Here is a 15,353-nt window from a genome sequence, read left to right on the forward strand (position 1 = left end):
GATTCGGAAAGGTCAATTATTATGAGTCATTCATTTCCTGCACCACCGCTTGTCCGGACCAAACCCGTTCGTATGGAGTTTTGGCTAGTCGTTATTGGAGCTGCCCTGTGGGGCATCGACCCTGTGTTCCGCATCCTGCTGTTGAAGTCGCTGACTTCCACGCAAATCGTATTGCTGGAGCATTTAATTCTATTTGCGGCTGCGGCACCTGTACTGTGGAAAAATCGCGCCGATCTGCGCGGTACATCGCTTCGCCAAGTGGGAGCGCTGCTCTTTATTTCATGGGGCGGCTCGGCACTAGCGACCATTCTCTTCACGTTGGGTCTGGCGCATGGCAATCCCAATGCGGTGCTGCTGCTTCAAAAACTCCAACCGCTATTCGCAATCGTATTGGCTAGAGTGCTGCTGAAGGAAGTGCTGCCGCGGTTTATCGGCCCGCTGTTCCTTGCAGCAGTCGCCGGCACCTATCTGCTCACATTCGGTTTCTCACTGCCGTTTAGCCATGTCAATGATTTGATGCAAATCGGCAGCCTGCTGTCGCTTGGTGCAGCACTGTTATGGGGCGGCTCAACTGTAATGGGCCGTTACTTGCTTGGGACGATGAAGTATGAGACCGTCACCTCACTGCGTTTCGTATTGGCTCTGCCATTGCTGCTCGTCATCACAGCATCCGAAGGCGCAATTTGGAAGTTTCCAGCAGGCACGGGCGAGCAATTTGCCGTACTGATCAATTTGCTGCTCCAGGCGCTATTGCCGGGTCTGCTAAGCCTGCTGCTGTATTACAAAGGGTTGAGCAAAATCAAAGCATCTTACGCCACATTGGCGGAGCTTAGCTTCCCGATGGTCGGCGTGCTGCTGAACTGGATCGCGTTCAAATCGATTATTACACCAGCGCAATTGGCAGGTTTTCTGCTCATTTGGATCACCTTGTTCTTCATCTCCAGACAGCAGGACAAGGAGCAGCCGCTCCAGACATAGAAGGATGCTAATTCGATATCGTCAAGTCCTCGCCGTTGCGTCAGCACGGCGTTTTTTTTATGCCGATTTTTTAACAGGATCGTACTATAGAACACAGCTTCTAGGCTGATAGTATGGCATTTGCATGACAAAGGTCCTGCCTAAATAAAAAAGAAAACGATTGCAATTCAGCCGCTTGTTGAGGTTAGATGATAATGAAAGAAAGGTGTCGAATCGAAGGGGGAGTCCAGATTGGCAGCCAGAAAATGGCGTTTCAGCTACCGCAACAAGCTTATCGTATCGTTCATGCTGGTTAGTTTGCTGCCGGTATTGATCGTCCAAATGATCTCGTATTACGTGTCCACCGATGCAATGAAGACGAAGACTAACGCCCTCGTACAAGCGAATTTGCTGCAAACGTCAAAGAACCTGGACATCTCGCTGCTGGCGTATCAGGACTTATTGTTCCAAATCATTACAAATGACGATGTAATCCGGCTTGTGAAGGCGATCAACGTACCCAACGAGGATGTTGAGCTAAGCAAACGCAAGCTGATCAATCTTCTGTCCTCCTATTCCTATGCAAAATACGGCATTCGCAGCGTCGCCATCTTTACGAGCAATGGCTCATTGATCTGCTACGACCAGCAAACGGGCTCCCCATATGATAACTTATGGTCGAACACCTCCAATCTGCAGCAGCATCCGTTGTACGTCTCGGCCATTCATAAAACAAACGGAATTATGACAGCTCCCGAGAAGATCAGCTCCATTAACCGCGATGAGCAATACGGCTTTCATCTAGTACGGAAGCTAAGCGATTTGAACGGCGTAAACTTGGAGGGAATCGGGGTCGTTGTCGTTACCGTCTATGAATCGGTATTGGCAAGCGCGATTAATTTGACCGATCCTGAAAGCGATGTCAAACAGCCGTTCGAAAGCCGTAATTTTCTGGCGGACACGGATGGCACCATCGTATCCTCTCCCGATCAGAGCAGCATCGGCAAAACGATTGGCGATGTGACGACAGCTGCGACGATCAGCAACACCTATTACAATTCAAAAACGGGTTTTACGCTATATAACTTGATCGATCAGAAGGAACTGTTCAACGAAATGTACGCGATGCAGCGTATCAGCGTACTGGTCGGTGTTGCGGCACTTATATTGGCAGGAGTGCTTATTTTCTATTTTTCAGGACGATTAACAGCTTCCATTCGCAAAATCGTTGGCGCGATGCGCATTGCCAGGCATGGAGGATTTACGGTGCAGGTGGATGATCGCTCGCAGGACGAAATTTCTTCGATCGCGCTTCATTTTAACCGGATGATGGTGACGATTAACGACTTAATGCAGGAAATAAGAGACACGGGCGAAAAGCGGAAGGAGGCGGAAATACGGGCCTTGGAAGCGCAAATTAACCCTCATTTTCTGTACAATACACTGGATTCGATCAACTGGCTTGCCATTGAAAAGGACGAGCATCAGATTAGCCAGATGCTGAAGGGACTGGCGCAAATACTGCGCTACAGCATCAAAGACAGCAACAAGCCGGTCACCGTAAGGGAAGAGCTCATGTGGATGGACCGTTATATGTTTTTGCAGCAGTACCGTTTCCGCTCCTCGTTCGAATGTGTCGTTGAGAAGGACGAAGCGGCATTAGATTTCTATATTCCGAAATTGCTGCTTCAGCCGATTATCGAAAATGCGATCATTCACGGTTTCTCAGGTGTGAAGCAAGGAGGCGTGTTGTCTATTGGTTTCCGGTTCATAACGGATGACCGTTTGGAAATTACCATTCAAGACAACGGCGTTGGCATGGATGAAGCTTCGCTAGCGGAACTTCAGCATGAGAGCGCTGTGATTACGGAAAGCGGCGGCAGCTCCATCGGTATCCGCAATGTCATAGAGAGAATGCGAATGCATTATGGGGAGCAAGCGAAATTCACAGTAACGAGCAGCCTCGGAGAGGGCACATCTGTCAAGCTGCTGCTGCCCGCAATGCCATCAAAGGAGGAACTGGCAGGATGAAAATCGTCGTAATCGAGGATGAGGACAATACACGAAGCGGCATTATTAAATTAATAGGCAAGCTTGGCTCCGCGTATGAGGTTATTGGTGAGGCGGATAATGGCATATCGGGCATCAGCCTCATTGAGGAGCTTCGGCCGGATCTGGTCATTGCGGATATTAAAATGCCGCAGGCAACCGGTATCGAAATGCTTCAGCAGCTCAAAGAGCGGGGGCATCGCCATAAAACCGTTATTCTTACCGGATTTTCCGAATATGAGTACGCACGCAAAGCTTTGCAGCTTGGCGTGTTCGAATTTCTGGAGAAGCCGATTACAGCAGAGGATTTAAGAACGACGTTGGAAAAAGTGCAGGAGGAGCTCAGCTTTCAGTCAGCGGCGGGTATGCCGGCAGGAAATGCGGCGGCACAAGCTGAGCAGCTGCTGCAGCTGCTGCTCGCCAGGGATGACATCGACAGGCCGCTGCTATCAACCTATATCGGTCAGGGAATGAGCTTGAAGGAGAATTTGCCGCTCTATTTGGTGACGGTTTATTTAGGTAAGCAATTTAACGATGTTGCCGTTGAAACCATGCTGCCGCTTATCAGCAGCTTGCTGAAACCATTTGGCCGTCAAGCGGTCTGTTCGGTCGTGCAAGACCAGTCGCTGGCAGCGCTTGTTCAACCAGACCAGGAAAATCGGGAGCTTCAGCGTTATATCGAAGAGGTGCTGCTGCCCGCTGTCCGCAATATCGATTCAACTGCGGTCATCAGTTTTTCCGAATTAGACGAAATCTCCCGGTTGAAGCCTTCTTTCGACCAGCTGGCGGAGTGGAGGAAATGGTTTATCGCGGTGGAAAATGACACTGCCATTCTGAATGAACGGCTGGTGGATCGGCTGCAGCTTGAACGCCGAGTGCTCTCGTATCCGTCAACAATAGAGAACAAGCTCAAAATGGCTGTGTCAGCACAAGCACCGGATGAAGCGGCAAAATGCCTCAACCACTGGCTCGATATTTGCCAAGCGGGCGTATATGATCCCCAGCATATCATTGACGCATCGGTAAGACTCGTAACGGCGATGCTGCAAACCGTCAGCGATCTTTATGGCGAACGTATCGCATTCGATTATCAGCAGGAATGGCTGCATCCGATCTTGTCATCACAGACGAGAGAGGAGCTGCAATCCGCTTTCGCTGTCATTGCCCGGCAGTTAGCGGCAATCCGGCCGGCAAGCAATCCGGTTCCTTACAGCATGATCGTCCAAAAAACAGTTCGCATTCTTCAGGAAAAGTACACGGACGGCGTGACACTTGAGGAGATTGCGGCTGAGCTGCATATTACGCCGGAATATTTGAGTGGTCTGTTCACAAGGGAAACAGGCCGCAACTTCACGGCGTTTCTGAAGGAGCATCGTATTCGCAAAGCGAAGGAGCTGTTGCTGGAATCCGGTCTGAAAATGTTCGAAATTGCACAACGGGTAGGCTATCCTGACCCGAAATATTTCTCGCGCGTATTTAAAGAGATGACCGGTCTGTCACCGGCGGAATATCAAAAACTGAACAGGGGATGATTTTCGTTTAAGATCGTCCACCTTTATTAAATATTTCGTATTTATGAAACGCTTTCAAAACCATAAACTGAAAACGTGATCACAAAGTATTGTCACTTCAGGGGGGATAAAGTTGAAAAAAAGATCAGGTTTATGGATGCTGGCTATGCTGCTCGTATTGTCCTTGACGCTGGCTGCCTGCGGCGGAAGCAACGGAAACGGCAGCGGCAATAAGGAAAGCAAAGGTTCTAATGAGACGGCCGAAGGCAAAGGTGCCAGCGAGCCGAAGAAGCTGACACTGTGGTTCTATTTTGAAGGCAAAGCGCAGTTCGACATTGTGAAGTCGTTGACGGACGGCTTTACGGCTAAAAACCCGAACATTACAGTTGATCCGGTGTATATCCCATTCGCGGATTTCAAAAAACGGCTGTCGGTTGGTCTGACCGCATCCGAGCTTCCGGACATCGTCATTATCGATAATCCCGATCATGCAGCTTACGCGGCAATGGGACTGTTCGCGGACATTACAGAGCAGTTGAAGGATTGGCCGGAGAAGGATCAGTTCTTCGAAGGTCCGTGGAAATCTGCCTCATATGACGGCAAACAGTACGGCATTCCGCTCGGCAGCAACAACTTGGCGCTCTATTACAACGAACAAATGCTTCAGGATGCAGGTGTAACGCCGCCGCAAACCTGGGATGAGCTGAGAGAAGCCGCTAAAAAGCTGACCAAAGACGGCGTCAAAGGACTTGGCGTCAGCGCTCCGCAAAACGAAGAAGGAACATTCCAGTTCCTTCCGTGGCTGTTGTCCACTGGAGCAACCTTTGATCAAATTTCGACGGACGGCGTAAGAGCATTCTCGCTGCTGTCCGACCTTATTAAAGACGGATCGATGAGCAAGGAAGTGATCAACTGGACGCAATCCGACGTGATGAAGCAATTCGCTGCGGGCAAGCTGGCAATGATGATCAACGGCCCTTGGCAAATCCCGGATATTGAGAAATCGGCTCCAGACTTGAAATACGGCTTGGCGCTCGTTCCGAAAGACAAGAAGTTCGCCTCCGTGCTTGGCGGAGAAAACCTTGGTGTTGTAAACGGGAAAAACATACCGGAAGCGGTTGAATTCATTAAATATGTCGCTTCACCAGAAGTAAGCAAAGACTTTGCGCAGAAATTCGGCTATTTCCCAGCCCGCAAAGACGTTGCAAGCGATCCTTACTGGACGGAAAACGACAAGTTGAAAGTGTTTGCTCAAAACATGGAGTATGCGCAGCCTCGCGGCCCGCATCCGAAATGGCCTGAAATTTCTAACGCGATCTCCGAAGCACTGGGCAAAGTGCTGACGCTGTACTCCGAACCGGAGGCAGCAGCAACAGAAGCGCAAGCGAAAATTGACGGCATTTTGCAAAAATAAGCAGCCTTTACGGCTTTGAAAAATCGATAAAGGGAGTACATGTGCAGCTTCCATGTACTCTCTTTTTTTAAGGGCGGTGAACAGCATGAGTAAGTTCAAAGAATGGAGAGCAGGCTACCTGTTCGCGCTTCCGGCGCTGGCATATATGCTCTTCTTCGTAGGCTATCCCATCATTGACAACATACGGTTAAGTTTATTGGACGTGAATGTCATGAATCTGGTGAACGGCAACCAGCCTTTTGTCGGTTTTGACAATTACACGAAGCTGTTCCGCGAGGGCACGCTGGTGAAGGTGCTTCAGAACACGCTTGTTTTTACGGTAATGTGTATTGCGCTGCAATTTGTAGTTGGCCTTGCTTTCGCCCTGTTGTTCCAGCTCTCCTTCCGGTTCTCGCAGCGGCTTCGGGGGCTGGTCATGATCAGCTGGCTGCTGCCGGCGACGATTACGGCGATGATGTTCAAATTTATGTTCGGCTCCGGGGGCATCATCAACGATGTGCTTCTGCGGCTTCATCTGATTCAAGCTCCAATCGAATGGCTTGTGGAGCGGCATACGGCGATGTTTACCGTCATTCTTGCCAATACATGGATTGGCATTCCGTTCAATATGATTTTGCTGACAACAGCTTTGACGACGATTCCGAAAGACATTTACGAAAGCGCGGCGATCGACGGCGCAAACGTGCTGCAGCGGTTTTTCCGGATTACGCTGCCACAGCTCAAAGCGGCGATTTTATCGCTGCTGGTGTTAGGCTTTATCTACACCTTCAAAGTATTCGACATCGTGCTGATCATTACGAACGGCGGACCGGTCAACTCTACGCAAATGATGTCTACGTTCGCTTACAAGCTGAGCTTTGATCAGTTTCAATACAGCCAAGGGGCAGCCGTCGCCAACGTCATGTTCCTCGTATTGCTCGTGGTCGGCTTTATCTACATGCGTCTGCTGAATAGGGAGGAGCGGTCATGACATTGTTGAAAAAAAATGCAAGGTGGCTGCTGCCCCTTTTCGGAATTATCGTTACGGCAGTCTTTCTCTTCCCGTTATATTGGCTGGCGGCGACTTCGTTCAAGACGGAAGCTGAAATCTTCCAGACGCCGCAAACCTGGTTTCCGCATCAATTTCAGTTCGAATCGTATACGGAGCAGCTTACCGGCTCCTCCGTCGATATATTTGCGGGCTTCCGCAACAGTCTCGCTATCTCGGTCGGCGCGCTGATCATTTCGACTTTATTGGCGATACCAGCTTCTTACGGTGTAGCCCGCTTCCGTTTTCCGGGACGCCATCTGTTCGTCTTATTGTTTCTCGTTACGCAAATGCTGCCGGCTTCGCTTATTCTGACTCCGCTGTTCTTACTATTCAAGCAGTTAGGTCTCATCGGCCCCTCTTACTGGAGCACGATACTGGCGAATGCCACAGCAGGCATTCCGTTTGCCGTCATTATTTTGCGTACTTACTTCGTGACATTGCCGAAGGAGCTGGAGGAATCGGCGAAGATCGACGGCTGCAATACGCTGACGACCTTTTTCCGCATTATGCTTCCGATTGCAGTTCCGGGTGTAGTTGTTGCGATTGTGTTCTCATTCCTGTTTGCCTGGGGCGACCTGATCTACGGCATGACGTTCATCAGCAAGGAAGGCTTAAGGCCGATTACAGCTGGCATTTATAACTTCCTTGGCTTCCAGAGCACCTCGTGGAATAATACGATGGCTTTCGGTACAGTCAGCATTATTCCGGTAGCGCTACTCTTTATTTTCGTACAGCGGTATATCGTCAGCGGACTGACGAACGGCGCAGTGAAAGGATGATCGAATCCTATGACAACTATAAAATATCCATTAAATCGTCCATTTGATGTAGGAGCGGGCTTTGATGAGCCTTCAGATACGTACTTCTTCGCTTCATCCGTCGCTTCCTACGATTCTGATGCGCATCAAGGCCAAATGCAGTGGCAGCGCTACTTGCGCAAGCCCCGCCTGTCGTTCAACCAGATTGATTATCCGTTCGCCGCATCCGGTGGCTGGGAATTTCCCGATGAATATGCGGATCAGCCGGTTACAGATTTCCAGCTTGCTTTCTTGAGCGATAGGACGGTCCGGCTGCGGGTTAAGACGCGTCCTGTCTCCAGCCGTAAAGCGTCTAATGAGCCGTCGCTCATGCTGGAGGAGGGAGCAGCGGATCACCGTCATCAGTGGGAGTCACGGAGAGAAGGCGATTCGGCTGTCGTCTACGAGAGCCGCTTCGGGTCGATAACGGTTGGCTTTAATCCGTGGAAAATAACGCTTCGGAATTCGCAAGGCGATATTCTGACCGAGACGCGGCATCTGTCGGATTCCAAATCGCTGCTCAATTCCAATCAGCTGCCGTTTGCATTTCGCAGAAGCTCTGCCGATATGGGCAATCAGCTTGCGGCGAGCTTTTCTCTGCAGCCGGGTGAAATGCTGTTTGGTACGGGAGAATCGTTCACCCGTCTGAATAAACGCGGTCAGCGAATCGATTTGTTCACGACGGATGCGCTCAGCGCGCAAACGCCGCGTATGTACAAGCCGATTCCGTTTTACTTAAGCAGCCAGGGCTATGGCCTGTTCGTTCACTCTACGGCGCCGATGACCTTTGATTTGGGCGCAGCTTATGATGATACGCAAACGTTATATACCGGGGAAGAGGAGCTGGATCTGTTCCTGTTCATCGGTGAGCCGAAGGATGTATTGTCTGAGTATACGAATCTGACGGGGAAAAGTCCGCTGCCGCCGCTCTGGTCGTTTGGCCTATGGATGAGCCGGATTACGTACAGCTCGGAAGAAGAAGTGCGGGAGGTTGCGGAAAAGCTTCGGGCCAATAGCATTCCCTCCGATGTCATCCATTTGGATACGGGATGGTTCGATAAGGACTGGCGCTGCAACTACGAGTTTTCCAGTGAGCGATTCGACGATCCGGCTCGGATGATTGCCGATTTGAAAGAGCAGGGACTGCGGGTATCTCTGTGGCAGCTGCCGTACTTCACCCCAACCAATCCGCTGTATGGCGAGCTGCTTGAAAAGGGCTATGCGGTATGGACTGGCGAGGGCAATCTGCCAACCGACGATGCTATTCTCGACTTTAGCAATCCGGACGCCGAGCAATGGTACAAGGGGAAAATCGCCGGCTTGCTGAAGCTGGGCGTAGGCGCCATTAAAGTCGATTTCGGCGAGGCCGCTCCATTGAATGGCGCATATGCCTCCGGAAGAAACGGATATGCGGAGCATAATTTATATCCGCTTCGCTATAACCGCGCGGTCGCGGACATCACCCGCGAAGTGAATGGCGAAGCGATCATCTGGGCTCGCAGCGCTTGGGCGGGAAGCCAGCGCTATCCGATTCACTGGGGCGGTGACGCCGAGAATACCGACAGCGCGATGGCCGCGTCACTGAGAGGCGGCTTATCACTCGGATTGAGCGGCTTCACCTTCTGGAGTCATGACATTGGCGGCTTCGTCGAAAGCAGCCCCGAGGCGCTATACCGCCGGTGGCTTCCGTTTGGCATGTTGACCTCTCACAGCCGCTGTCATGGTGCGCCTCCTACGGAGCCGTGGGCGTACGGCGAGGATTTCACCGCCTATTTCCGGCGTGTGACCGAGCTGAAATATTCACTAATGCCCTACATTTACACTCAGGCCAAGCTAAGCGCTGACAACGGACATCCGCTGCTTCGCGCCTTATTCTTTGAGTTTCCTAGTGATCCGGGAGCTTGGCTGGTGGAAGATCAGTATATGTTTGGTACGGATTTGCTCATCGCTCCGATCTTTGAGGAGAAGACGGGGCGCAGCGTCTATTTGCCGCCGGGTGAATGGATCGATTTTCAGACTGGCGCGCGTTGGACTGGCGGCAGCTGGCAGCGTATAGAGGCTGGCGGCATTCCGATTATTTTGCTGGTCAGGGCAGGCTCGGTCATTCCACAGCTGGAGCCGGCGTTGTCGACGGCTTTTCTGGATTGGGATCATGTTGCGTTTCACGCTTATACAGGATCAGATGGTTCGAATCAGGAGCCGCTTCGCTGCTATCTGTTCGAGCCATCCCAGCAGAAGCTTTATGCTGTTGAAGTACAAGGAAGTGCTGTGACGGTGAAGGACAGTGAGACGGGACAGGTCGACAGCACGAAGCTGGGATGGACGGCTTTAACCGTTTAATAGATTTCGGAAAGCCAATCCTGGCAGCCATTTCGGCCTCTGGGATTGGCTTTTTTCGTTGTTAGATGAAGGGACGGATGAAATAAGTTTACAAAGGACGGAGTAAGCGAATGATTCTGGAGAAGCGTTAGCGTTCTTCTTTGTACACGGATTCTAACCTTTAAGAAATGAATTAAAGAATCTGTATACAACGCAATTGGAAAAGCTTGCGCAGGCTGCCTGTGAACATGAACGAATTTATGTGATCTGATTTATCGGCTGTACCTTACCTTCGCCTGCTGGAAATGGTTGTTTAACCGATGCCCGAGCCGTACTAGATTCATACCATATTGGAGTGGCAGGCATTAACGGCCAAAACCAACTACGAACAACGACGGAGGGAACCATGAGCAAGGTCGCCTTCATTACAGGAATTACAGGGCAGGACGGCATGTATTTGGCCGAACTGCTGCTTGAGAAAGGGTATATCGTGCATGGACTGCGGCGCCGCAGCTCGTTATCCAACACCGGGCGCATCGATCGCATCGTGGAGGAAGCGAACCGCACGGATCGGCGTTTGACGCTGCATCATGGCGATTTGACCGATTCAACGAATCTCGTTCGTCTGATTCAAGCGATACAGCCCGATGAAATTTACAATCTCGCGGCAATGAGCCATGTTCATGTCAGCTTCGATACACCGGAGTATACGGCTAATGCTGACGGGATTGGCACGCTTCGGCTGCTGGAAGCGGTTCGGATACTCGGTCTGACGGCCAAAACGCGGATTTATCAAGCTTCAACCTCTGAGCTATTCGGACTTGTGCAAGCTGTGCCCCAAAGTGAAACGACACCGTTCTATCCGCGCAGTCCGTATGCGGTAGCGAAGCTTTATGGGTATTGGATCACCGTTAATTACCGTGAGGCATACGGCATGTATGCATGCAACGGTATATTGTTCAACCATGAAAGCCCGGTACGCGGTGAAACATTCGTAACTCGCAAAATTACGCGAGCTGTCGCACGCATCGCGACTGGCCAGCAGCAGACGCTTGGCCTCGGCAACCTGTCGGCTAAGCGGGATTGGGGACATGCGCGGGATTATGTCGACGCGATGTGGCGTATTTTGCAGCAGGCCGTACCTGAGGATTATGTCATTGCAACCGGCCAAACGACCGAAGTGCGGCGCTTTGTCCAGCTTGCCTTTGCGGAAGCGGGCATTGAGATCGCATTTGAGGGTGAAGGTGCGGAGGAATACGGCTATGTCGTGACAAGCAATCGTCCAGAAGTGGCGGCAGGACAGAAGGTGGTACAGGTCGATCCCCGGTTTTATCGGCCTTCCGAGGTGGATTTGCTGCTGGGCGATCCATCCAAAGCGGCTGAGAAGCTGGGCTGGACGCCGCAGACGGATTTGAAAGGCCTTGTGCAGGAAATGGTCGCGAATGATTTAGAGGAAGCGCGCCGCGTCGTCGAGCTTCGCAAGCTGGGCTACAGTGTCAGTCTGGACATTGAGTGAGTTGAAGCAGCTAGTCAACAAAACCCTGACAGTTTTGCTGTCAGGGTTTTGTTGCATGAAAAATGCATATAGGTTGGGAGATACATAGCAACGGGTAGAGTGGGGCTAAAGAAAAACCTTCTTGCTCCATGACAGATTTATGATGCGTTATTCCTATTGTTAAAGGCAATTTTAGACATAACCTTATCATTTGCATGAATGTTGTACACTAAGGTTAGTGTGTAGAGTTGATGCGTTGCTTCTATAAAACTAGCAATCAAGGAGAGTGTTGCATGAACGATTTTATTCGCATTAAAGGAGCAAGGGAAAATAATCTGAAAAATATCTCGCTGGATATTCCGAAGCATCAGCTGGTAGTTGTGACCGGACCTTCTGGTTCGGGGAAGTCAACGCTTGCGATGGACATTTTACAACGCGAATGCCAGCGGCAGTATATGGAGTCCAGCGGCTTGTCATCCGAATCCATTGCGAAGCCCAAAGTTGATTCGATTATCGGGCTGTCTCCTTCGATTGCTGTCGGCCAGCATGTGACGAACCGCAATCCGCGGTCGACGGTAGGAACAGTGACCGATATGTATACGTATTTGAGGCTCGTGTTTCATAAAAAAGGAGAGCGGCGATGCGTGCAATGCCGTGCGGCTATTCTGCCTGCATCGATCGAAGAGACTGAGACGGTAGAATGTCCGGCTTGCGGTCACGAGAACAAGCGATTGACGAAGTCGGATTTTTCCTTCAACACCCCGAATGGCGCTTGCCCGACCTGCAGCGGTCTGGGGACAGTGGTGGAAATTGACGTCGACGCTGTATTTGATAAGGAGAAAGGCATCAAGGATGGTGGCGTCAGGTTCTGGAACGGCATGCTAAGCGATTACCAGACGGCAATTCTTGAGGCTGCCGGAAAACATTATGGAATTGCGATGAGCGGTGATCAGCCATTGCGTTCATACAGTGAAGCACAGTGGGACTTGCTGCTGTATGGAGCGGAAAGCGAAGCTTTTGCAAACCGGTTCCCGGGGATTGCTCCTCCAAAGACGGTAACGAAGGGCAAATTCGAAGGCGTGCTGAACGGGATGTGGCGGCGTTATAGGGAGAAGGAAGGCCAGTCAGGGGAATCGGACTATTTTACAGCGCAGTCCTGTGAAGCTTGCGGGGGAGAACGATTGAAGGAAGAGAGCCGCCTGACGACGGTGGAAGGAAACAGTTTGCCTCAGCTCTCCAAAATGTCACTAGATGAGCTTTGCGAGTGGCTTGGCTGTGTTCAGTCCAAATATGAGCAAGAAGGAGACAGTCTGCTTGAAACGGTATTGCATGACTTGCTCATTAAAGTTAGAAGAGTTGTAGATGTCGGGCTTGGATATTTGTCGCTGGATCGCAACGCAATTACGTTGTCCGGAGGGGAAGCTCAGCGGTTGAGACTTGCATCTATACTTGGATCTGGTTTGACTGGAGTTCTGTATTTGCTGGATGAGCCGACGTCGGGCCTGCATCCGAAAGATACAGACGGGCTGGTGCATGTAATGAAGCAGCTGCGTGATCTTGGCAATACTGTGCTCGTTATCGAGCATGATGATCTTGTCATCGAACAGGCTGATCATGTCATTGACGTTGGACCTGGCGCGGGGCGCTTTGGCGGCGAAATCGTCGGCCAGGGAAAGGTTGCAGAGCTGATGAGTCAGCCGGATTCTGTTACAGGACGTTACTTGAACGAGAATAGGAAGCTCATCTCTAAACAGCGGGGCGACAGCGGCGAGCACATTACAATCTATGATGCAGAGCTGCACAATTTGCAAAAGGTGACGGCATCATTTCCGCTTGGCTGCTTGATCGCGGTATCAGGCGTATCCGGTTCGGGAAAATCGACCTTGGTATTTGAATTGCTTGCGAACGCGGACAAAAGCAGGGCTGCAGTGCCGGGCTGCCGCAAAATTACCGGTCTGGACGGAATCGACAACATCATTCGTGTCGATCAGTCGCCGCTTTCCCGCATGCAGCGCTCTAGCGTATCAACCTATATCGACCTGTATACACTGCTGCGGAAAATTTACGCCTCCCTGCCAACAGCGAAGGAGAAAGGCTTGAAGGAAAACAGCTTCTCTTTCAATACCCCTGGTGGCCGGTGCGACCGCTGCGAAGGTCTGGGTCAAGTCGTCGTAGATATGCATTTCCTCTCGCATTTGCAGGTCGAGTGCCCGGATTGCCGCGGCAAGCGGTTTAAGCCGGAGGTGCTGGAAGTTCAATATGAAGGCTATTCGATTTCCGACATATTGGGTCTTAGTGTTGAAGAAAGCGTACCGCTATTCGCCAAGCAAAAAAAGATGGCGGCTTTGCTGGAACTGCTATGTGAGGTTGGCTTGGGCTACTTGCAGTGGGGTCAGTCTGTGACCACCTTATCCGGCGGAGAAGGTCAGCGGCTGAAGCTGGCGCGGGAGCTCAGCAAGCCGGCGTCCGGACACACGCTCTACTTGCTGGACGAGCCGTCCACTGGCCTGCACCCCGTTGATGTACAAAAGCTGCATGTGCTGCTCAATAAATTGGTGGACGCAGGCAATACGGTCATAATGGTGGAGCATAATACTGACCTCATCTCGTCCTCAGACTGGGTGCTCGATATGGGACCCGGCGGCGGAACAGCAGGCGGGAAGCTGATCGCCAGCGGAACGCCGGAAGCAGTCTCCCAAGAGCCGGGTTCGTTCACCGGTCATTTTTTGAAGGTGTAGCTTTAGCTTAGTTCTGCGGGGTGAGCAGGGGTTGAGGTATAAATACTGTTTGTTTGATAGGGACATGGGTTGAGCTGTAGCTGCACAGTGTGAGCAGGGGGTGAGCCTTGTAACGAACCTGCTTCGCAAAAGAGCGAAGCAAAGTTCGTTGTACGAGTGCAAAAAGATGGAGGCCAACGCTGCAGCGAACTAAATTTCGCAACTGGAGAACCTAGCTTCTTCAAAAGCGAAGTTCTCTTCGTTAATGCTGAAAGACAGCTTCATTCCACCTACTTGGGGCAAAATTTGCGAACCTTCCTTCACTAAATAGCGAACCTTCTTCGTTAATCGTTAACGTTCGCATATAACGAACCTGCTTCGCAAAAGAGCGAAGCAAAGTTCCCTGTATGGGCTCTAACAGGTGGCAGACAACGCTGCAACGAAGAGAATTTCGCTATTGGGGAACCTAGCTTCATCAAAAGCGAAGTTCTCTTCGCTAAAGCTGAAAGTCATCTGCATTCCGCCTAATTGGAGCAAAATTTGCGAACCATCCTTCACTAAATAGCGAATCTGCTTCGTTACTCGTTAACGTCCGCATATAACGAACCTGCTTCGCAAAAGAACGAAGCAAAGTTCGCTGTATGAGCGCAAAAAGATGGAGGCCAACGCTCCAGCGAACTAAATTTCGCAACTGGAGAACCTAGCTTCATCAAAAGCGAAGTTCTCTTCGCTAAAGCTGAAAGTCATCTGCATTCCGCCAACCTGGAGCAAAATTTGCGAACCGTCCTACACTAAATAGCGAATCTGCTTCGTTACTCGTTATTTCTAACAGATTTTGTGAGGGGAATGGAACCAAGAAGTCAGCAAGAACGGAAACGCACAGCGACCCCGGCAGTGGACTTCAGAGGTTTGCGGCAGCCAATAGGGAGAGCGGAGTGTAACGAGTTCAGGCAGACTTTTTGCCGATTCAATCCATCTACCATCGAGTAGGCGATGAGAAAAATGGAATCAAGAATGGCTGAATGAACCGTAACGCGCAGCGCCCCCGTGCAGTGAACTTCAGA

Annotated in this window: 10 protein-coding genes; 9 read left to right on the top strand and 1 reads right to left on the bottom strand. The window is 50.9% G+C overall.

The window, feature by feature from the left end; translation table 11 throughout:
• Positions 1–21 precede the first annotated feature (21 nt).
• From TY10_RS02575 to uvrA, 9 genes are all read left to right on the top strand, one after another.
• Positions 22–978 (top strand): DMT family transporter, encoded by a 957-nt coding sequence (locus tag TY10_RS02575; protein WP_042160251.1) that lies wholly within the window; start codon positions 22–24, stop codon positions 976–978.
• Positions 979–1,209: 231 nt separating this feature from the next.
• Complete coding sequence (locus tag TY10_RS28585) at positions 1,210–2,988, top strand: sensor histidine kinase (protein ID WP_052350308.1); 1,779 nt, start codon at positions 1,210–1,212, stop codon at positions 2,986–2,988.
• Positions 2,985–4,538: a response regulator gene (locus tag TY10_RS02585; protein WP_042160253.1), complete on the top strand. Its 1,554-nt coding sequence runs from the start codon at positions 2,985–2,987 to the stop codon at positions 4,536–4,538. The genes TY10_RS28585 and TY10_RS02585 overlap by 4 nt, the downstream gene beginning before the upstream one ends.
• Positions 4,539–4,650: 112 nt before the next feature.
• Complete coding sequence (locus TY10_RS02590) at positions 4,651–5,931, top strand: sugar ABC transporter substrate-binding protein (RefSeq protein ID WP_202903135.1); 1,281 nt, start codon at positions 4,651–4,653, stop codon at positions 5,929–5,931.
• 85 nt (positions 5,932–6,016) lie between these two features.
• Positions 6,017–6,901, top strand: coding sequence for a carbohydrate ABC transporter permease (locus TY10_RS02595; protein ID WP_042160255.1), 885 nt, complete (start codon positions 6,017–6,019; stop codon positions 6,899–6,901).
• Positions 6,898–7,740 carry a carbohydrate ABC transporter permease gene (locus tag TY10_RS02600; protein WP_155985661.1) on the top strand — a complete coding sequence of 281 codons (843 nt, stop codon included), beginning with the start codon at positions 6,898–6,900 and terminating at the stop codon, positions 7,738–7,740. Before TY10_RS02595 ends, TY10_RS02600 begins: the two co-directional genes overlap by 4 nt.
• A gap of 9 nt (positions 7,741–7,749) precedes the next feature.
• Positions 7,750–10,098, top strand: coding sequence for a glycoside hydrolase family 31 protein (locus tag TY10_RS02605; RefSeq protein WP_052350309.1), 2,349 nt, complete (start codon positions 7,750–7,752; stop codon positions 10,096–10,098).
• 385 nt (positions 10,099–10,483) lie between these two features.
• Positions 10,484–11,593, top strand: coding sequence for a GDP-mannose 4,6-dehydratase (gene gmd / locus TY10_RS02610; RefSeq protein ID WP_042160257.1), 1,110 nt, complete (start codon positions 10,484–10,486; stop codon positions 11,591–11,593).
• Positions 11,594–11,865: 272 nt separating this feature from the next.
• Positions 11,866–14,310 (top strand): excinuclease ABC subunit UvrA, encoded by a 2,445-nt coding sequence (gene uvrA / locus TY10_RS02615; RefSeq protein WP_042160258.1) that lies wholly within the window; start codon positions 11,866–11,868, stop codon positions 14,308–14,310.
• Between the two features lie 839 nt (positions 14,311–15,149).
• Here the strand turns inward: uvrA and TY10_RS31235 are convergent.
• The coding region (locus tag TY10_RS31235; RefSeq protein ID WP_238327414.1) for a hypothetical protein at positions 15,150–15,353 on the bottom strand (204 nt) is incomplete at its 5' end.

The sequence above is a fragment of the Paenibacillus gorillae genome (assembly GCF_000513275.1).
In the GTDB taxonomy this organism is placed as follows: domain Bacteria; phylum Bacillota; class Bacilli; order Paenibacillales; family Paenibacillaceae; genus Pristimantibacillus; species Pristimantibacillus gorillae.

Coding starts and splice junctions, on each gene's coding strand:
- uvrA (WP_042160258.1), top strand. CDS start 11,866: ATGAACGATTTTATTCGCATTAAAGGAGCAAGGGAAAATAATCTGAAA.
- gmd (WP_042160257.1), top strand. CDS start 10,484: ATGAGCAAGGTCGCCTTCATTACAGGAATTACAGGGCAGGACGGCATG.
- TY10_RS02585 (WP_042160253.1), top strand. CDS start 2,985: ATGAAAATCGTCGTAATCGAGGATGAGGACAATACACGAAGCGGCATT.
- TY10_RS02575 (WP_042160251.1), top strand. CDS start 22: ATGAGTCATTCATTTCCTGCACCACCGCTTGTCCGGACCAAACCCGTT.
- TY10_RS02595 (WP_042160255.1), top strand. CDS start 6,017: ATGAGTAAGTTCAAAGAATGGAGAGCAGGCTACCTGTTCGCGCTTCCG.
- TY10_RS02605 (WP_052350309.1), top strand. CDS start 7,750: ATGACAACTATAAAATATCCATTAAATCGTCCATTTGATGTAGGAGCG.
- TY10_RS02600 (WP_155985661.1), top strand. CDS start 6,898: ATGACATTGTTGAAAAAAAATGCAAGGTGGCTGCTGCCCCTTTTCGGA.